Origin of the sequence: Paenibacillus macerans (assembly GCF_050565405.1) — a bacterium.
Classification (GTDB): Bacteria; Bacillota; Bacilli; order Paenibacillales; family Paenibacillaceae; genus Fontibacillus; species Fontibacillus macerans_B.
In genome coordinates, this window is sequence record NZ_JBNYYG010000022.1 from 61,063 (window position 1) to 80,648 (window position 19,586).

Genomic DNA, 19,586 nt, shown 5'->3' on the forward strand with positions numbered 1-19,586 from the left:
GTATAACGTAGGAGGTTTACTTACTTTGCAGAACGATATTCAGGAAATACTGATCACCCGGGAACAAATTCAAGAGAAGGTCGTCGAGCTCGGCAAGCAGCTGAGCGCGGAATACGAAGGGCGCAATCCGCTCGTGATTTGCATCCTGAAGGGCGCGTTTATCTTTATGGCCGACCTCGTCAAAGAGATCACCGTGCCGATCGAGCTTGATTTTATGGCGGTTTCGAGCTACGGGGCTTCGACCCGGTCATCGGGAGAAGTAAAGATTATCAAGGATTTGGATAACTCCGTCGAGGGACGCGATATCCTGATCGTGGAGGATATTATCGATAGCGGGCTGACGCTCAGCTATTTGATCGATGTGCTGGAGCGCCGGAAGGTGAAATCCGTAAAAATCGTTACGCTGTTCGACAAACCTGCGCGGCGGACGGTTCAATTGGAAGCCGATTTATCGGGATTCGTCCTGCCGGACGCTTTCGTTGTTGGATACGGGCTGGATTATGCCGAGAAATACCGCAACCTCCCATTCATCGGAGTACTGAAACCGGAAATTTACACCAGTTGATTTCGTCGTCCATCCGGGCGAAGGACCCCGCTCGCCGGTTTTTTGAAATGGCGAGAGCGGCTATGGTAAAATAACTTAAGGTCTTGAGAGGAGGTAGGGGATGAATCGGTTCATCCGGAATTCTGGTTTTTATTTGATACTTTTCTTAGTCGTGGTGGGCATCGTCCAATTCCTCAACGGCGGACAAGAAGCAACCGTCACCCCTAGTTATACCGAATTGCGTCAGCAATTGAAGGATAACAATGTGGCAGAACTAACCGGTAAATTTGACGGTTACGCTTATCTGGTAACCGGTAAGTATAGAGAAATCGTCGGAGACAGCAAGACGAAGAATTTCTCTCTCTATATTCCTTTTGACGAGAATGTGCTGAAGGAAATTACGGATCAGAGCGAGCAGAACAACTTTGACGTAACATGGGAGAAGATGCGGGGAGAAAGCATCTGGCTAACCTTCCTGACTTCCATCGTGCCGCTCGCGATCATGTTCATCCTGTTCTTCTTCCTGTTTAATCAGGCGCAGGGCGGCGGCGGCAAAGTGATGAACTTCGGCAAGAGCCGGGCGCGTCTCTATAATGAAGAGAAGAAGAAGGTTACGTTCGAGGACGTTGCAGGGGCCGATGAAGAGAAGCAAGAGCTGGTCGAAGTCGTTGAGTTTTTGAAGGACCCGCGGAAATTCTCCGCCGTTGGCGCAAGAATTCCGAAAGGCGTTTTGCTTGTGGGCCCTCCGGGTACCGGTAAAACCCTCTTGGCCCGCGCGGTAGCCGGCGAAGCCGGCGTTCCGTTCTTCAGCATTTCCGGTTCCGACTTCGTGGAAATGTTCGTTGGGGTCGGGGCGTCCCGCGTTCGGGATTTGTTTGAAAATGCCAAGAAGAACGCACCTTGTATCATCTTCATCGACGAAATCGATGCGGTTGGCCGTCAGCGCGGCGCCGGTCTTGGCGGCGGTCATGACGAACGCGAACAAACGCTGAACCAATTGCTCGTGGAAATGGACGGATTCGGCGGCAACGAAGGCATCATTATCGTGGCAGCGACGAACCGTGCGGACATTCTTGACCCGGCTTTGTTGCGTCCGGGACGTTTTGACCGTCAAATTACGGTCGACCGTCCGGATGTGAAAGGACGCGAAGCGGTACTGAAAGTGCATGCGCGCAATAAGCCGCTGACGAAAGATGTCCGTTTGGATGTCATTGCGAAACGTACGACCGGCTTCACCGGCGCCGATCTGGAGAACCTGCTGAACGAAGCGGCGCTCCTGGCGGCACGGCGGAACCGGAAAGATATCTCCATGACCGAAGTGGACGAAGCGATCGACCGGGTCATCGTCGGTACCGAGAAGCGCAGCCGCGTCATCAGCGACCGCGAGAAACGGATCGTCGCTTATCACGAAGCCGGGCATACGATCGTCGGCTACTTCCTGGAGCATGCCGACATGGTGCACAAGGTGACGATCATTCCGCGCGGACGCGCGGGCGGATATGTCATCATGTTGCCGAAGGAAGACCGAATGCTCGTCACCAAAAACGAGCTGCTGGATAAAGTCACCGGCCTCTTGGGCGGCCGGGTATCCGAGGAATTGTACATCGGCGAAATCGGCACCGGAGCGTACAGCGACTTCCAGCAAGCGACCAGTATCGTGCGCAGCATGATTGTCGAATACGGGATGAGCGAGAAGCTCGGACCGATGCAGTTCGGCACTTCGCAGGGCCAAGTTTTCTTGGGCCGCGATATCGGCCACGAGCAGAACTACAGCGATCAGATTGCTTACGAAATCGATCAGGAAATGCATCGCTTCATTACGGAGTCGTATGAACGATGCAAGCAGCTGTTGACCGAGCATGCCAGAGAAGTTCACCTCATCGCGGAAACGCTGCTTGAAGTGGAAACGCTGGAGCTGGAGCAAATCAAGCAGCTGATCGAAACGGGTTCGCTGGAAGGCGCAGGCTCGAGCGGCGATAAAGACGGCGGCAGCGGTTCTTCGGAACCGGGCGAAGCAACCGTCGATAACATCGGCGACGTTCGCGTCCGCATTCAGGGCAAAACCGAGGATCCGGCTCCTAGCGCACCGGTCGGTGATATCCCGAACGACGTGCCGGGCGGAACGGCAAGCGATCGCACCAACGATCCGGTCGTCGACGCGCCGCAAGGCACCGTCAGTGACACGCCGGGTAAATCGGATTCGGCGGATGCCGACGACGATGCCAGTAAAGGCCCGAACAACGGCGGCAAGCCAACCTTTTAATACCACCAACACGAACCAAATCCGGGAAACCTTGCGTTTCCCGGATTTTTTTAGATACAGTAAGTATAAGCTTCGTGGGACTGCTTCCTGATATCGCAAGAAAAACCGCCGCTAAACTAGGTCTGTCTACTTTTGAAAGTACGCTGATGGACGATTTGGCTGCACGCGGGCGGAGGGCGAGAGTTAACGCACCGTTAACCTGCCCTGCTCTCCGTCCCGCACTGATAGCGGTAAAAAAGGGCCTTATTTTGCTTATTTAGGCTTGTTGACCGAAAATAAGGCCATTTTATGGCGCTATTTTCGCCCGAAGGTGCTGAAAGGCCCGTTTTGCCCGGCTTGACCAAAAAATAAGGCCTAAAAATCCCCTTATTTCTATAAAAACGGTTGATTATGCTCCGATAGCGCCCTTTTTTACCGCTATTGGGCTTCCTGCCGCCCCGCAGGCTGGGGAACTAATCGGTTCTCTAAAGCTCTTCCCTTGAGGCATCAGTAGGGGGAGTTCAGGCAAAAAGTTAAAATGATTCTGAAGAAGCGGAGCGTCCGCCTTTGCGAGCGGATTTCTTCCTTGTATGAATCTGCAAATTCAAGAAATCCGGGAGCAACAGCGGTCGTAAGAACAATTCAAACGTTTGCCTCGCTCCCACCAGGTGGAAGGCGACTTCGACAGGGAAGAGCTTTAGAGTTTTAGCGGTCTTCTCCAGCCTTTTTACCAAAAATTTTAGATATCCCCTAACCCCCGAATCCCCCCGATAACGCCGAATTTACCTTGAAAATCATAGGGAATTGGCATTTTGCGCTGTTCTTCGGCGCATTGACAGTGCCTTTCACCTTGTGTAAATTAGTTCTTAAACACCGTGTGAAATTTAATACGTTCTTGCCGTTTCACGCAGGATTGCCATAAAGCGCAACGTTCGCCGGCGACAGAGAGATACAATGCCGTTGCATCGTTGCTAATCGAGGATTTCATAGGGGGAGGAATTCAGGTGGAGGCTCTAGCACTTGAGCGGAAAGCGGAAATGAACCGCGAGCTGCGGGAGAGGCTGGTCCAGCTCAAGAAGGAACGCAATGCGATCATACTGGCGCACTACTACCAGCGTGATGAAATACAAGAAGTTGCCGATTTCCGGGGCGATTCTTTTCTGCTTGCCCAAAAGGCGGCTTCAACCGACGCGGAGACGATCGTGTTCTGCGGCGTGCATTTTATGGGAGAGAGCGCCAAAATTCTGGCGCCGAACAAGACGGTGCTCATTCCCGACGAACGTGCCGGCTGTCCCATGGCCGATATGGTCAACGTCGACGGCCTGCGGAAGCTCAAAGCGCAGCACCCGAACGCCAAGGTAGTCACGTATATCAATTCCTCGGCGGAGATTAAAGCGGAAACCGATATCTGCTGTACTTCATCCAATGCCGTCAAGGTCATTAATTCCGTAGACGCCGATGAAATCATCTGGGTGCCGGACAAAAACCTCGGCCACTACGTGCAGCAGCATACCGACAAAAAGTTGATTATCTGGGAAGGGTACTGCAACACGCACGACATGCTCACTGTGAAAGACGTGTTCGAAATGAAAGCCAAATACCCGAACGCCGAGTTCGTAGTGCATCCCGAGTGCCGTCCGGAGGTCGTGGCGATGGGCGACTTCGTAGGCAGCACCACCGCGATCCTGGATTACTGCAAGAACTCTTCCGCCAAAGAGTTTATCGTGGGAACGGAAGACGGGACCGGATATCAGCTGCGAAAAGACAGCCCGGACAAAACGTTCCATTTCGCCACGAAATTTCTCGTTTGCCCGAACATGAAAGTCAATAACCTGAAGAAACTGGTCAAATGTCTGGAAACGATGCAGCCGCAAATCTACGTACCGCCCGCCGTTGCCGACAAAGCCAGACTTTCCCTAGAGCGCATGTTACAAGTCAAGTAGCATGCGCTACTCTCTTGTCTAAGATAGGTGACGATCGTGATTCCACAATATTTGGTTGATTTCGAACTCGGTAAGCTGCCGGTTATCGACACGGATGTCGTCGTGATCGGCTCAGGCATTGCCGGTCTTTTTACGGCCATCAAAGCAAGTGAAAAAGATCGCGTGATCATGATTACCAAAAAATCGCTGCTGGAAAGCAACACGAGATATGCGCAAGGCGGGATTGCCGCCGTGATCGCCGAAGACGATTCTCCGGCTTATCACCGCCAGGATACGCTGCTGGCCGGAGCGGGCTTATGCTCGTCCGAAGCCGTGGACATCCTGGTCAACGAAGGGCCGGAGCTCATCAAGGAGCTGATCACGCTCGGCACCGCCTTTGACGTCGAAAACGGCGAACTGGCGCTAACCAAAGAAGGGGCGCACAGCCACCGCCGGATCTTGCACGCCAACGGAGATGCCACGGGGTACGAGATCGTGCGCGCCTTGTCCGAGCAGGTAGCCGCCCACCCCAATATCGAGATATGGGATAATCATTACGTGATCGACCTGATCACCGAGGATAACGAATGTCTGGGCGCTTTAGTGCAGCGCCCGGATGGACAGCGGGTGTTCCTGCGCGGGAACGCGACGATTTTGTGCTCCGGCGGCGCCGGGCAGCTGTACCGGTACACGACCAATCCCGAGGTGGCTACGGCGGATGGCGTAGCGATCGCATACCGTGCCGGAGCGGTCATTCGCGATATGGAATTCATTCAATTTCATCCGACTTCCCTATGTTACCCGGGCGCGCCTCGTTTTCTGATCTCCGAGGCCGTCCGCGGCGAAGGGGCCGTGCTGCGCAATATTAAAGGCGAGAGGTTCATGAGCAAATACCACGAACTCCTCGAACTGGCTCCGCGCGATATCGTGGCCCGGGCCATCGTCAGCGAAATGGAATCGACCGGCGCGAATATCGTATACCTGGATATTACGCATGAAGCCCCGGAAACCATCAAGCGCCGTTTCCCTACGATATATGAAACCTGCCTGGGTTATGGGCTCGATATGACGACCGACTGGATTCCGGTCGCTCCGGCTGCGCATTATATGATGGGCGGGGTTCGCACCGGCCATCGTGGCGAGACGAGCGTCGACCGCTTGTTCGCTTGCGGCGAGGTGTCGTCCACCGGCGTGCATGGCGCGAATCGGCTCGCCAGCAACTCGCTGTCCGAGGCGATCGTGTTCGGTCGGCGGATCATCCGCCGCATTCGGGAGCTGCCGCCGCGGACCAAAACCGGCGAGGGCATCGCGTATCAAGCGCAGCGTCGCGCGCCGGCGCCAAACTCGATGGTGGAACGCCGCCTGGAGCTGCAAAAGGTGATGGTACGCCGGGTGGGGCTGCGCCGGACGAAGGCCGGACTGGCGAAGGGAATCGAGGAGCTGGAGCGGCAGGTTCCGCTCTTCGGCCAGGCGCTGCATACCCGGGAGCAGTGGGAATATGCCAATATGTTGACCTGTGCGCTGCTGCTGGCCCAATCGGCGCTGACCCGGGAGGAAAGCCGTGGCGGCCATTACCGCGAGGACTTCCCGGAGCGGAGCGACGAGAAGTGGCGCAAGCATCTTTTATGGCAGCGGGAAAAAGGAATGTTGGAGGAAGTTAGCGATGATGTTTAACGGATATAACGAAGGGCTAGCCCGCGCCATCCGCGGCTGGCTGAAGGAAGACGTAGGCTCCGGGGACGTGACGACCGCCGTGACGATTCCGCCCGGACATGAGTCCAAAGCGATCATTCACGCCAAGCAAGGCGGCATTATAGCGGGGATGCCGGTGGCGCAGCTCGTGTTCGAGGTCGTCGACCCGAACCTGACGTTTACGCCGCAGGTCAAAGACGGTCAGCAGGTTGCCAAAGGCACCGTTCTGGCCGAAGTCGAGGGCAGCACGCACCGCATTTTGACCGGCGAGCGGCTGGCGCTTAATCTGCTGCAGCGTTTGTCGGGGATCGCTACGCGGACGAAGACGTTCGTTGACGCGCTCGGCGGCTTGCCGACCCGTCTGGTAGATACGCGCAAAACGACGCCCGGCCACCGGATGCTGGAGAAATACGCCGTCCGCGCCGGCGGCGGTTCGAATCACCGTTACGGTCTGTACGATGCCGTGATGATCAAGGATAATCACATCAAGGGGGCTGGAGGCATCGCCCAGGCGGTGAGCCGCGCCCGTGCCAACATTCCGCACACGATGACCATCGAGGTGGAAACGGAAAGCCTGGAGCAAGTGGAGGAAGCGCTGCAAGCCGGGGCCGATATCATTATGCTCGACAACATGGCTCCGGATTTGATGAAGGAAGCCGTCCGGCGGATCAAGGCCAAAGCGCCGCATGTCACCGTGGAGGCGTCGGGCAACGTGTCGCTGGAGACGATTCGCGGCATCGCCGAGTGCGGCGTCGACGTGATTTCCGTGGGACGGTTGACGTACTCTTTTGAAAGCCTGGATATCAGTCTGGACCTGAACGCGAAAAAGGAGGGCTAAATGGCCATGTTCCTTGTGATCGATGTAGGCAATACGAATATCGTCTTGGGAATCTACCGGGGGCGTGAGCTGCTCCACCATTTCCGCATCAGTACGAACCGGCAAGCCACGGTCGACGAATACGGCGTGCTGATCCATAACCTGTTCGAGTTGGCGCGGATCCCCGAGAGCAAGATGGAAGGGGTCATTATTTCGTCGGTCGTACCACCGTTAATGCATGTGCTTGAAGAACTGAGCGTGAAATATTTGCATCACAAACCGCTCGTCGTGGGGCCCGGCATCAAAACCGGCCTGAACCTGCGCTACGAAAATCCGCGCGAGGTCGGGGCGGACCGCATCGTCAATGCCGTCGCGGCGATCGAGCAATACGGCGGCGGCCCGCTGGTCGTCGTCGACTTCGGGACGGCCACGACGTTCGACTGCATCGATGCCCAGGGCAACTACCTCGGGGGCGCGATCGTTCCGGGCATCGGCATTTCCACCGAAGCGCTGTACCAGCGCGCTTCCAAGCTGCCGCGCATCGAGCTGGAGAAGCCGAAGAAGGTCATCGGCCGCAATACGGTGCACGCGATGCAGGCGGGGATTATTTTCGGCTACGCGGGCCAGGTCGACGGCATCGTCGAGCGGATCGCCCGCGAAATGAACGAGAAGCCGAAGGTCATTGCGACCGGCGGATTGGCGGAATTGATCGCCAGCGAGACGCGCACGATCGAAGAGGTGAATCCGCGCCTTACGCTGGAGGGATTGCGGATTATTTACGAACGCAATCAATAAGGATACGATGGATATACTGGTATAAGGACGAAAGGAGGTCTTTCGCATATGGAGCAAAACAACAAACAAGATCGGCTGATCCGCGGGATCGCCATGGACGGCAAAGTGCGCGCCTTCGCCGTGCGGACGACCGAACTGGTAGAGGAGCTTCGTCGCCGGCATGATACGTACCCTACCGCGACGGCCGCCTTTGGGCGGACGCTGACGGCGGGCGCCATAATGGGCGCGATGCTCAAGGGCGACGAGAAGTTGACCGTACAGGTCAAGGGCAATGGGCCGATCGAGCAAATCATCGTGGATGCCAACGCCAAAGGAGAAGTTCGCGGCTGCGTCAAGAACCCGCACGTGCACCTTCCCAGCAACAGCCAGGGGAAACTCGACGTGCGCGGCGCGGTCGGAACGGAAGGCTTTATCCACGTAACGAAGGATCTGGGGCTGAAAGAGCCTTATCGCGGCAGCGTTCCGCTGATTTCCGGCGAGCTTGGCGAGGATTTTACATATTATTTTGCCGTGTCCGAGCAGACGCCTTCCGCGGTAGGCCTGGGCGTGCTGGTCGACGTGGACAACTCCGTCATCGTGGCCGGCGGCTTCATCATTCAGCTGCTGCCGGGGCTTAGCGACAGCGAGATCGACGCGATCGAGCAAGCGGTCGGCAAGCTTCCGCCGGTGACCGCGCTGCTGGACCAAGGCCTGGAGCTGGACGAAATGCTGCGCTGGATCGTGCCGGACGTGCAGGTGCTGGAGGAGATGGATATCGTGTTCTCCTGCAGCTGCTCCCGGGAAAGAGTGGAGCGTACGCTGATCAGCCTGGGCAAGAAAGAGCTGGAGGAGCTGCGCGACGAAGGGAAAGAGACGGAGGTCGTGTGCGATTTCTGCAACGAGCCGTATTTGTTCAGCGAAGAGGACATCGAGAAGCTGATTGCCCAAACGGAGAAATAAGAAGTGCCGGGGATCGACGGCATCTTGACAAATACTTTGCGGACCGGGCGAAGGGATGGCTCGGAAAGCAAAGTATTTTTTGTGACTTTCTTGACAACTCCGATCGGGGTTGTTAAGATAATAATTACAAAACCAACTTAATTACTCGGATATAAATGAAAGCAAACGAATGGCGCATCCTATAGTGTTGAGCTTTCCATTTTGTACTGTCAGATGAACGCGGTTATTTTTATCATCCAAAGGGAGGATATTTGATATGGCAAAAGTCGTAAACAATGTGACGGATTTGATCGGCGATACGCCGCTGGTCCGCCTGAACCGGATCGTGCCGGAGGACAGCGCGGAAATTTACGTGAAACTGGAATACCAAAACCCGGGCTCCAGCGTGAAAGACCGGATTGCCATCAGCATCGTGGAAGAAGCGGAGAAAGCCGGCAAGCTGAAGCCGGGCGGTACGATCATCGAGGCTACCAGCGGCAACACCGGGATCGGCTTGGCGATGGTGGCTGCGGCCAAAGGCTATAACGCCGTTATCGTCATGCCGGAAACAATGAGCTTGGAACGCCGCAACCTGCTGCGCGCTTATGGTGCAGAACTTGTGCTGACGCCGGGGTCCGAAGGCATGAACGGCGCGGTGAAGAAAGCCGAGGAGCTGCTTACGGCGAACCCGGATTATTTCCTGGCCGATCAATTCAGAACCCAAGCGAACGTGAAAATCCACCGCGAAACGACGGGCCCGGAAATCGTGGAAGCGATTGAATCGCTGGACGGCCGCTTGGATGCGTTCGTGGCAGGGATCGGTACGGGCGGAACGATCTCCGGTGCCGGCGAAGTGTTGAAGAAGCGGTTCCCGGATCTGAAGATTTACGCCGTCGAACCGGCGGCATCGCCGATTTTGGCCGGCGGCAAACCGGGTCCTCATAAAATTCAAGGCCTGGGCGCCAACTTCATTCCGGAAATTTTGAACCGCGAGATTTACGATGAAATCATCCATGTCGAAAACGACGAAGCGTTTGAACAAGCGCGGACGGTGGCGAAGCAAGAAGGCATCCTGTCCGGCATTTCCTCCGGCGCCGCCGTATTCGCTGCGCTGAAGGTAGCTAAGGAACTGGGTAAAGGCAAACGCGTCGTAGCCATCATTCCAAGCAATGGCGAACGCTACCTGAGCACGCCGCTGTATAATTTCGAGGCATAATCCCCATAGGGATCTTAATTACGGGCTCCGTGGCGTTCCGAGCAGGAACGTCGCGGGGTTATTTTAGTTTTTAGGTATTTTCATTTTCAAAGCGGCCCGGGTTTTAGTATACTAGCTAGCAATAAGACACGCTAACGATGAGTTAGGAGGAGCTGCGCGGCAGATGGAAACGATGACGACATGGGAGCAGTGGGTAACATGGGCCGAAGACGGGAGATGGACTGTGCTGCCTTATGCGGTAAAAGGTCCCCTCGCGGCAGCAGGACTGCCGGCGGACTGGTCGCGCGCTTGGGAAGGCGCAGGCCCCTATTCGTTCGTACTGGAGAGCGGCAAGGGCGGGCGCTATACTTTCCTGGGCCTGGAGCCGGTCTCGGTCATACGCGGCAGAGGCCATGAAGCCGTCGTTCGGGACCTCGTCGACGGCGCGCTCGTGACCTTGCAGGGCGAGCCGCTGCAGCTGCTGCAGGGCTGGATGGCGCCGTTCCGGTCGCCAGCGGTGCAAGGTCTGCCCAAATTCGCGGGCGGCGCCGTCGGTTTCCTTGCGTACGACGTGGCCCGTTCGCTGGAGCGGCTGCCGCGGCTCGCGCAGGACGACCTTGGCCTGGACGACTACGTCTGGATGCGGCTGGAGGAGCTGTGGGCGATCGATCAGGAGCGGGGGGACATCTATTGCATCGTCCACTGCCCTGTGGCGGGCTCGTCGCGCGAGGCTCTGCTGGAGAGCTACCGCCATGCCGAACGCCGGGCTGCCGGGATGGCGGAGCGCTGGGAGCGGATCTGCGGTCGTGGATCGGTACCGGAAGCAGCGGAGGTCACGCCGGATTCGTCGTCGGCAACCGTGCCGGCGATTGACGATGCAGAGCTGGAGCGGAGCCGTCTGGGCGTTTCGATGCCGCAGGAGGCGTTTGAAGCTGCGGTGCGGCGGGTACAGGATTATATTGGAGCCGGCGACGTGTTTCAGGTTAATCTGTCGCTTCGGCAGGCCTTTTCGCTGCCCGAGGCTCCTGAGCGGGTGTATGAGCAGTTGCGCCGCTTGAATCCTTCTCCTTATATGGGGATGCTCCGTTTCCCGGATTTTCAACTCGTTTCCGCTTCGCCGGAGCTGCTGGTCAAGGTGGAGCAAGGGATGATCCGAACCCGTCCGATCGCGGGAACTCGACGGCGTGGTCATACGCCGGAAGAGGATGCACGAATGGAGGAGGAATTGCGCAGCAGCGAAAAGGAGCTGGCCGAGCATATCATGCTCGTCGACCTCCTGCGCAACGACATCGGCCGCGTGGCCGAATACGGGACGGTTCGGGCCAGTGAATTGTACGTGATCGAACGGTATTCGCACGTGATGCATCTGGTTTCCGAGGTAGAGGGACTCCTTCATGCGGGTAGGACGATCTATGACGCCATTGCCGCGGTGTTTCCGGGCGGTACGATTACCGGTGCGCCCAAAGTGCGGACGATGGAGATCATCGAGGAGCTGGAGCCGGTCACCAGAGGCCCATATACTGGCTCGATGGGATGGATTGACTACAACGGTAATATGGAATTAAATATTATTATACGTACGCTGGTCGCGAAGGACGGCGTTGGTTATTTGCAAACGGGCGCCGGCATCGTGATCGATTCGGTTCCGTACCGTGAGTATAGGGAATGTTTCAACAAAGCCAGAGCTGTCGCTTTGGCGGTTCGACATAGCGAGGACCGGCCGGGCAAAGCCTAAGGACAGGAGATGAGACGAGATGATTTTGGTTATCGACAATTATGATTCTTTCACGTATAACCTGGTGCAGTATTTAGGCGAGCTAGGCGAGGAAGTTACTGTCCGCCGCAACGATGAGGTCGATCTTGCGGGTATCGAGGCTTTGCGGCCGGATCATATTTTGATTTCACCGGGACCCTGCACTCCGAACGAGGCGGGGATTACGCTGGAGCTGATCGAGCGCTTCAAAGGCGTTATCCCGATCTTCGGCGTGTGCCTGGGGCACCAAGCGATCGGTCAGGCTTTCGGCGGTAACGTGATTCGCGCCGAGCGGCTGATGCACGGCAAAACGTCGCCGATCCTCCATCGGGGAGAATCGGTGTTTGCCGGGTTGCCTTCGCCGTTTACGGCCACCCGTTACCACTCGCTGATCGTAGAGCGGGAGAGCCTGCCGGATTGCCTGGAGATTACCGCCGAAACCGCGGAAGGCGAGATTATGGGGCTGCGGCATAAAGAATACGCCGTAGAGGGCGTGCAATTCCATCCGGAATCGATCATTACCCAGCACGGCCATCAAATCCTCCGCAACTTCCTGAATCGGAAGGCGGAAGCGAAAGCATGAACTACATCGGGGTGAACGGGATGCCGACCCCCCTCGCCGAAGCCGTGATACCCGTTATGGATCACGGCTTTATGTACGGGATCGGCCTGTTCGAGACGTTCCGCACGTACGGGGGCCGGCCCTTTCTGCTGGAACGGCACCTGCGGCGGCTGCATGAGGGGTGCCGTGCGCTGGGGATCGGCTACGAGGCCGACCAGGCCCGGATAGTGGCGGAGATCGCCGAATTGCTGGAGCTGAACGGATTGGCCGAGGGCTATATCCGTTACACGGTCACGGCCGGCGAGGGGCCGCTGGGGCTGCCGGCCGGCGATTACGCCGAGCCGACCGTGATCGTGTACGTCAAAGCACTCCCCGAGCCGGGAGCCTCGTTGTACGCCTACGGCAAGCCGCTGTGGAAGCTGGCGACGCGCCGAAATACGCCGGAAGGCGATGTCCGCTTCAAATCGCTGCATTACATGAATAACCTGCTGGCCAAACGCGAGCTGGGCCGATTGGAACGTGAGGCGCGGGAAAGCGGCGCTGTAATGCGGCAAGCGCCAGTGCCGCGCAATTCCGCTGAGCGTGCGGACGCGCAAAACGCCGCATCATCTCCGCATGCGCATCATCCTCTTACTTTTGCCGCACCCGCGGAGGGCTTGCTGCTGACCGCGGAGGGCTGGTTGGCGGAGGGGATCGTCAGCAATTTGTTTTTCGTGCAGGACGGCCGATTGCATACGCCGGATATCGGAACCGGCATTCTGCCGGGCATTACCCGCGCGCTCGTGCTGGAACTGGCCGCAGAACAAGGGTTAGCTCCGGAAGAGGGACGTTACGCGTGGGACAGGCTGCTGCAGGCGGACGAAATTTTCCTGACCAATTCGATCCAGGAAATCGTTCCGGTGACGGCTCTGCTGGAGCCGGGCGACTCCGGGAAGCGGGAGACGCTTATGCACACCGTCGCGGACGGCCAAGTCGGCCCGATTACGGGCTGGTTGTTGGGGGAATATAGAGAGAAAGCGAGGAATGGCGATGCAACCGATCCTATATAAACGCAGCTATCAACTGGGCGAGGCGTCCCTTTCGCTGGGCGAGCGCACGCTGGTGATGGGGATTTTGAACGTCACGCCGGACTCTTTTTCCGACGGAGGGCGCTACAACAGCGTGGAACGCGCACTGCAGTATGCCCGGGAGATGATTGAGGCCGGGGCCGATCTGATCGATATCGGCGGAGAATCCACCCGTCCGGGTCACGAGCCCGTCAGCGAGCAGGAGGAGCTGGCCCGGGTGATTCCGGTGGTAGAGGCGCTGCATCGCGAGCTCCCGCATATTCCGTTATCGGTGGATACGTACAAAGCTCAGGTAGCGCGGGAAGCGCTGCAGGCGGGGGCCCATATCATCAACGATGTTTGGGGCTTTAAGGCGGAGGCGCGAATGGCGGAAGTCGCGGCGGAGTTCGGCTGTCCCGTGATCTTGATGCATAACCGGCATGACCGGGATTATCGGGATTTAATGACCGACGTAACCTCCGATTTGCTGGAATGCGTGGAGATCGCCCGGAAGGCCGGGGTAAGCGACGATCACATCATGCTGGACCCTGGGATCGGATTCGCCAAGGATTATGCGGAGAACCTGCGCGTGATGCGCTCTCTGGACGAATTGGCCAAGCTCGGGTTTCCCCTGCTGCTCGGCACGTCCCGCAAAAGATTCATCCGCACTACCCTGGACCTCCCGGTCGATGAACTGGTGTTGGGAACGGCGGCGACTGTGGCGCTTGGCATTGCCCAAGGCTGCCAGATCGTCCGCGTGCATGACGTGAAGGAAATCAAAAAAACGGCGCAAATGTGCGATGCGATCGTGTACGCTTTATAGAGGTAGTATATAAAGTGGGCGCCACTTGCATAATTGCTGGAAAAGGAGCCGAAATCATGGATAAAATGCTGCTGCGGCGCATGGAATATTACGGGTATCACGGCGTGTTCGAAGAAGAGCGCAAGCTGGGCCAGCGTTTTTACGTAGACTTGGAATTGGAGCTGGATTTGCGCGAAGCGGGAACGTCCGACGACTTGACCCGTACGGTAAATTATGCCGAAATCCACGAGCTGGTGGGTGGCATCGTCGAGAAAAAAAGCTTCAAATTGATCGAAGCGTTGGCGGAGCATATTGCATCTGCGGTTTTGGACACTTATACTAGGGTAGATGCATTAACGGTCCAGGTAACGAAGCCGCATCCTCCGTTCGACATTCATTTTGCGGGCGTGACGGTGGAACTGTACCGTTCCAGAAAGTGAGAAAGCGTCTATGAACACACCTTCTACCTCTGAGCTTTCAGAGGCTTATATTGCTTTAGGGGCTAATCTGGGGGACCGCGAGGCCACCTTGATGAAGGCGATCGCGGCACTTCAGGAGCATCCTGAGATCGAGGTGCTTCGCTGCTCCGATCTATACGAGACCGATCCGGTGGGTTATCTGGATCAGCCTTGTTTCGTAAATATGGCACTTGCGCTGCGAACCTCTTTGGAACCCGAGGCTTTATTGTCCGTCATGCTGGACATCGAGCTTCGGCTGGGGCGGGAACGCAAAATCCGGTTCGGTCCGCGAACGGTGGACTTGGATTTGCTGTGGGCCGGCGGCCGCGAACTGAATACGCCGCTGCTTACCTTGCCGCATCCGCGGATGATGGAGCGGGCTTTCGTGCTCGTTCCGCTGGCCGACATCGTTCCGAAAGGAGAGCCCTCCGGGCTGTACGAGCGCATGCACGGTGCCTTGGACATCATAGATGGAAAGGAAGGCGTCCGGTTTTGGAAAACATTCAACTGGCACAGCGCGTCCGCGCTTTCCGAAAACTAAAAGGCTATACCCAGCAGGAGCTGGCCGAGAAATCCGGCGTGTCCCTCGCAGTCTTAGGGGCGGTGGAACGTGGAAACCGCCGGGCAGATGATCAAATTTTAACTAAAATTGCAGATTGTTTGGGTGTCTCCTTAACGGAGCTCAAGCCCGGAAAATAACGCAACGCCGCCTCACCAATAACCTTATCGTATAGGAGGGAACCATCTTGCTGAAGATTGGCGATATTGAAATGAAAAACCAGGTCGTGCTTGCCCCGATGGCAGGCGTTTGCAATCCGGCCTTCCGCCTGATTGCCAAGGAATTCGGGACGGGGCTTGTCTGCGCAGAGATGGTTAGCGATAAAGCGATCATCCACGGCAACAAGCGTACTCAGGAAATGCTGTTCGTCGACGAGCGGGAGAAGCCGCTCAGCCTGCAAATTTTCGGTGGGGATCGCGCATCGCTCGTGGAGGCGGCCAAAGTGGTCGACCAGGAAACGAATGCCGACATCATCGATATCAATATGGGCTGCCCGGTGCCGAAAGTGACGAAATGCGATGCGGGCGCGCGTTGGTTGCTCGAACCGAATAAAATTTTTGAGATGGTCTCGGCCGTCGTGAACGCGGTCAGCAAACCGGTGACGGTGAAAATGCGCATCGGCTGGGATGCCGAGCATATCTACGTCGTGGATAACGCGAAAGCCGTGGAGCAGGCCGGCGGCAAAGCCGTAAGCGTGCATGGGCGCACGCGCGAGCAGCTGTACACCGGCAAGGCGGACTGGAACTACATCCGTCAGGTGAAGGAAGCCGTGTCGATCCCTGTGATCGGCAACGGCGACGTGGCCACGCCGGAGGATGCCAAGCGCATGCTGGATCAAACCAGCTGCGACGGAGTCATGATCGGACGGGGGGCGCTTGGCAATCCGTGGATGCTGTACCGGACGGTCGAGTACTTGAAAACGGGCGAGTTGCTCCCGGAGCCGGATGCGAGCGAGAAAATCCGCATCGCCGTCCTCCATATGGACCGCTTGGCCGCTTTGAAAGGCGAGCATGTGGCGGTTCGCGAAATGCGCAAGCATTTGGCCTGGTACCTGAAAGGACTGAAAGGCGCCGCGCGCATTAAGGACCTGATTATGGAAGAAACCCGGCGCGATCAGATGGTACGGATACTCGAGGATTTTGTCGCCGACTTGGCGGTGGGAACGGTGCGTGACGAGGTGTCCGCCTAAGGATGCCCTGGAATGTGGGGCTCTTTTTACAGGGTATCCCCTATCTTCATGAAACGTTTACATTTGTAAATTCGGGTGTCATTGACATTTGAGAATCGTTCACCTATAATTTCACAATATAAATTCGCCTCACGAGTCAACTTCCACCTTTGGGGTGGTCTGACCATTCCAACATATTGCATATGATATACACAATGAAACGTAATTCAAGGCCATTGCTGCCGGAAGCGGGCGCTTTCAAACACCTGGCGCAATGGGGCGGCAAAGGGACATTCCTGCGGGAGAGTTCATTGCCCAGGAGGGGTTTCGGGTCTCCGCACGCACTGTGCGAAAATTTTTTCCATGACAGGAGAATCGGTTGAGATGAGCGATAAAGAAGTTATTCTTACCCAGGACGGTCTGAAAAGACTGGAAGAAGAGTTGGAAAACCTGAAATCCGTGAAACGCCGCGAGGTAGCGGAGCGGATCAAGGTTGCGATCGGTTATGGGGATATCAGCGAGAACTCGGAATACGAGGACGCGAAAAACGAGCAGGCGTTTATCGAAGGACGGATCATCACCCTCGAGAAAATGCTGCGCAACGCCCGGATCATCAACAACGACGAGATCGATACGGATACGGTAAGCATTGGTTCGATCGTGACGGTGGAGGATCTGGAGTTCGGCGACACGATGGAGTATGCGATCGTTGGGACGGCCGAATCCGATCCAATGCAGAATAAAATTTCGAACGAAAGCCCCGTGGGCAAGGCCATTCTCGGGAAGAAAAAGGGCGCTGTCGTGGACGTCAACGTTCCGGCCGGCGTGATTCAATATAAAATCGTGGATATTAAGAAATAAGCCGGAATTAGCGACTAAAGAAGCTTCCCCCGCGGAAGCTTCTTTCACTGTTTCTTTTGTCTTCGAGCCAAATACAGCGGTTATAAGGAGTGGAGTAGGGCAATGAGCGAGGAAAACAATAACCAGGAAATCGTGGAGATCAGCGAGCTGCTGCAGATTCGCCGCGATAAGTTGGACGAGCTGCGCGGTTTGGGGATTGATCCCTTCGGCAAAAAATATGAACGCACCCACACGGCCGGAGACATTCTGCGGCAATATGACGAAGTTTCGAAGGAAGAACTCGAGGAGAAGCACGTCGAGGTTTCCATCGCCGGCCGGATCATGGCGAAACGCGGCATGGGCAAGGCCAGTTTCGCGCATCTGCAAGACCTGTCGGGGAAAATCCAAATTTATGTTCGCCAGGACAGCGTGCCTGAAGCGAAATACGAGGCATTTAGCATTCTCGATCTTGGGGATATCGTAGGCGTAACCGGTGAGGTGTTCAAAACCAAGACCGGCGAAACGACGATCAAAGTCAAGGATCTGGAGGTATTGTCCAAATCCCTTTACCCGCTTCCGGATAAATACCACGGTTTGAAGGACGTCGAGCTGCGTTACCGTCAACGGTACGTCGACTTGATCGTGAATCCGGAAGTGCAGCAGACATTCATCAAACGCTCCCGGATCATCCAATCGATGCGCCGTTACCTGGACTCGCTCGGCTATCTGGAAGTGGAAACGCCAACCCTGCACAACATCGCCGGCGGCGCGGCGGCCCGCCCGTTCATTACGCATCACAATGCGCTGGACATGCAGCTATATATGCGGATCGCGATCGAGCTTCATTTGAAGCGGTTGATCGTAGGCGGTCTGGAGAAAGTATATGAGATCGGCCGGGTTTACCGGAACGAAGGCGTTTCGACGCGCCACAATCCGGAATTCACTATGATCGAGCTGTATGAAGCTTATGCGGATTACAAGGATATCATGGCATTGACGGAGAACATGATTGCCCATATCGCCCAAGAAGTGCTGGGAACGCAAATGGTCAACTATCAAGGGCATGAGGTCAACCTGGCTCCAGGATGGCGCCGCGTGTCGATGGTTGATGCGGTTAAAGAGGTAACCGGCGTTGATTTCGGCATACAAATGAGCAACGAAGAAGCGCATCGCTTGGCTAAGGAGCATAAGGTGCCGGTCGAGCCGCACATGACGTTTGGGCATATTCTGAACGCGTTCTTCGAGCAGTTCGTAGAGGAGACACTGATCCAACCGACGTTCGTTTACGGGCATCCGGTGGAAATTTCCCCGTTGGCCAAGAAAAACGAACAGGATCCGCGCTTTACGGATCGCTTCGAATTGTTTATCGTGGCCCGCGAGCATGCCAACGCCTTCACGGAATTGAATGATCCGATCGACCAGCGTCAGCGTTTCGAGGCGCAGCTGGTCGAACGTGAGCATGGCAACGACGAAGCGCATGAAATGGATGAAGACTTCATCCGTTCCCTGGAATACGGGATGCCGCCAACCGGCGGACTGGGCATCGGGGTGGACCGCCTCGTGATGCTGCTGACCGATTCCGCGTCGATTCGAGATGTGCTGTTGTTCCCGCATATGCGTTCGGTGGAGTAGTTCGTAACGTTTATTGATTTCTATATTAAGAAGAAGAAGTTCGGCCTGATGCCGGGCTTCTTTTTATTTGGCTGGATGAAGGGCGAATGAAGTGGAATTAGGATAGCCGATCACCTATAAAAACAATGTTTCATATATGGTTGAATTTGGATGAATAAAAAATCCGCTTTTGGGTTGCGCCCGTGTTGAAAAGGTGGTATATTATAAATCCGGTCGTTATTCGACGGCATTATAACAGTCAGCTCAGAATCGCAGATCAAAATAATGCTTGCTAAATAACGCCGGACATGATATAATATAAAAGTTGTCACCGATGAGCGACAACGAAGTTGATCTTTGAAAACTGAACAACGAGTGAGTATAAAAATGAGAAGAAATTCTCGTCAGTTTTTCTAAATGAGCAAGTCAAACACCTTTATTGGAGAGTTTGATCCTGGCTCAGGACGAACGCTGGCGGCGTGCCTAATACATGCAAGTCGAGCGGAGTTATTCCTTCGGGGATAACTTAGCGGCGGACGGGTGAGTAACACGTAGGCAACCTGCCTGTAAGACTGGGATAACTACCGGAAACGGTAGCTAATACCGGATACGCAAGCCTCTCGCATGGGAGGCTTGGGAAAGACGGAGCAATCTGTCACTTA

General features: G+C 56.1%; 18 protein-coding genes and 1 rRNA gene. All 19 read left to right on the top strand.

Annotated features, from left to right (window positions below; genetic code table 11):
- Positions 1-25: 25 nt before the first annotated feature.
- The gene (gene hpt / locus ACQ4N8_RS14820) at positions 26-565 is read left to right on the top strand and encodes a hypoxanthine phosphoribosyltransferase (protein WP_430705149.1); all 540 of its coding nucleotides are present in this window, start codon (positions 26-28) and stop codon (positions 563-565) included.
- A 100-nt stretch (positions 566-665) separates the two neighbouring features.
- Positions 666-2,807 carry an ATP-dependent zinc metalloprotease FtsH gene (ftsH, locus tag ACQ4N8_RS14825; protein WP_430705150.1) on the top strand — a complete coding sequence of 714 codons (2,142 nt, stop codon included), beginning with the start codon at positions 666-668 and terminating at the stop codon, positions 2,805-2,807.
- 983 nt (positions 2,808-3,790) lie between these two features.
- Entirely contained in the window at positions 3,791-4,729 is a 939-nt protein-coding gene (nadA, locus tag ACQ4N8_RS14830) for a quinolinate synthase NadA (RefSeq protein WP_430705151.1), read from the top strand.
- A gap of 36 nt (positions 4,730-4,765) precedes the next feature.
- The gene (nadB, locus tag ACQ4N8_RS14835; RefSeq protein WP_430705152.1) at positions 4,766-6,382 is read left to right on the top strand and encodes an L-aspartate oxidase; all 1,617 of its coding nucleotides are present in this window, start codon (positions 4,766-4,768) and stop codon (positions 6,380-6,382) included.
- On the top strand, positions 6,372-7,238 hold the full coding sequence (nadC, locus tag ACQ4N8_RS14840) for a carboxylating nicotinate-nucleotide diphosphorylase (protein ID WP_430705153.1): 867 nt from the start codon (positions 6,372-6,374) through the stop codon (positions 7,236-7,238). The genes nadB and nadC overlap by 11 nt, the downstream gene beginning before the upstream one ends.
- 6 nt (positions 7,239-7,244) lie before the next feature.
- Complete coding sequence (locus tag ACQ4N8_RS14845; RefSeq protein WP_430705166.1) at positions 7,245-8,012, top strand: type III pantothenate kinase; 768 nt, start codon at positions 7,245-7,247, stop codon at positions 8,010-8,012.
- Positions 8,013-8,060: 48 nt separating this feature from the next.
- Positions 8,061-8,951, top strand: a complete 891-nt coding sequence (gene hslO / locus ACQ4N8_RS14850) for an Hsp33 family molecular chaperone HslO (RefSeq protein ID WP_430705154.1) — start codon at positions 8,061-8,063, stop codon at positions 8,949-8,951.
- A 256-nt stretch (positions 8,952-9,207) separates the two neighbouring features.
- Complete coding sequence (cysK, locus tag ACQ4N8_RS14855) at positions 9,208-10,146, top strand: cysteine synthase A (RefSeq protein WP_430705155.1); 939 nt, start codon at positions 9,208-9,210, stop codon at positions 10,144-10,146.
- Between the two features lie 163 nt (positions 10,147-10,309).
- On the top strand, positions 10,310-11,860 hold the full coding sequence (locus ACQ4N8_RS14860; protein WP_430705156.1) for an anthranilate synthase component I family protein: 1,551 nt from the start codon (positions 10,310-10,312) through the stop codon (positions 11,858-11,860).
- Between the two features lie 19 nt (positions 11,861-11,879).
- Positions 11,880-12,461: an aminodeoxychorismate/anthranilate synthase component II gene (gene pabA, locus ACQ4N8_RS14865; RefSeq protein ID WP_430705157.1), complete on the top strand. Its 582-nt coding sequence runs from the start codon at positions 11,880-11,882 to the stop codon at positions 12,459-12,461.
- Positions 12,458-13,489 (top strand): aminotransferase class IV, encoded by a 1,032-nt coding sequence (locus ACQ4N8_RS14870; protein ID WP_430705158.1) that lies wholly within the window; start codon positions 12,458-12,460, stop codon positions 13,487-13,489. Before pabA ends, ACQ4N8_RS14870 begins: the two co-directional genes overlap by 4 nt.
- Positions 13,470-14,309 carry a dihydropteroate synthase gene (gene folP, locus ACQ4N8_RS14875; protein ID WP_430705159.1) on the top strand — a complete coding sequence of 280 codons (840 nt, stop codon included), beginning with the start codon at positions 13,470-13,472 and terminating at the stop codon, positions 14,307-14,309. The genes ACQ4N8_RS14870 and folP overlap by 20 nt, the downstream gene beginning before the upstream one ends.
- A gap of 56 nt (positions 14,310-14,365) precedes the next feature.
- Positions 14,366-14,728, top strand: coding sequence for a dihydroneopterin aldolase (gene folB / locus ACQ4N8_RS14880; RefSeq protein ID WP_430705160.1), 363 nt, complete (start codon positions 14,366-14,368; stop codon positions 14,726-14,728).
- Between the two features lie 10 nt (positions 14,729-14,738).
- Positions 14,739-15,287, top strand: a complete 549-nt coding sequence (gene folK, locus ACQ4N8_RS14885; protein ID WP_430705161.1) for a 2-amino-4-hydroxy-6-hydroxymethyldihydropteridine diphosphokinase — start codon at positions 14,739-14,741, stop codon at positions 15,285-15,287.
- Positions 15,239-15,445, top strand: a complete 207-nt coding sequence (locus ACQ4N8_RS14890) for a helix-turn-helix domain-containing protein (protein WP_430705162.1) — start codon at positions 15,239-15,241, stop codon at positions 15,443-15,445. The genes folK and ACQ4N8_RS14890 overlap by 49 nt, the downstream gene beginning before the upstream one ends.
- Positions 15,446-15,492: 47 nt before the next feature.
- Positions 15,493-16,494, top strand: a complete 1,002-nt coding sequence (gene dusB / locus ACQ4N8_RS14895) for a tRNA dihydrouridine synthase DusB (RefSeq protein ID WP_430705163.1) — start codon at positions 15,493-15,495, stop codon at positions 16,492-16,494.
- Between the two features lie 363 nt (positions 16,495-16,857).
- Complete coding sequence (gene greA, locus ACQ4N8_RS14900; protein WP_068784380.1) at positions 16,858-17,334, top strand: transcription elongation factor GreA; 477 nt, start codon at positions 16,858-16,860, stop codon at positions 17,332-17,334.
- 102 nt (positions 17,335-17,436) lie between these two features.
- Entirely contained in the window at positions 17,437-18,945 is a 1,509-nt protein-coding gene (gene lysS / locus ACQ4N8_RS14905) for a lysine--tRNA ligase (RefSeq protein ID WP_430705164.1), read from the top strand.
- Between the two features lie 415 nt (positions 18,946-19,360).
- Positions 19,361-19,586: ribosomal RNA gene (locus ACQ4N8_RS14910) — 16S ribosomal RNA — on the top strand; the annotation flags it as partial.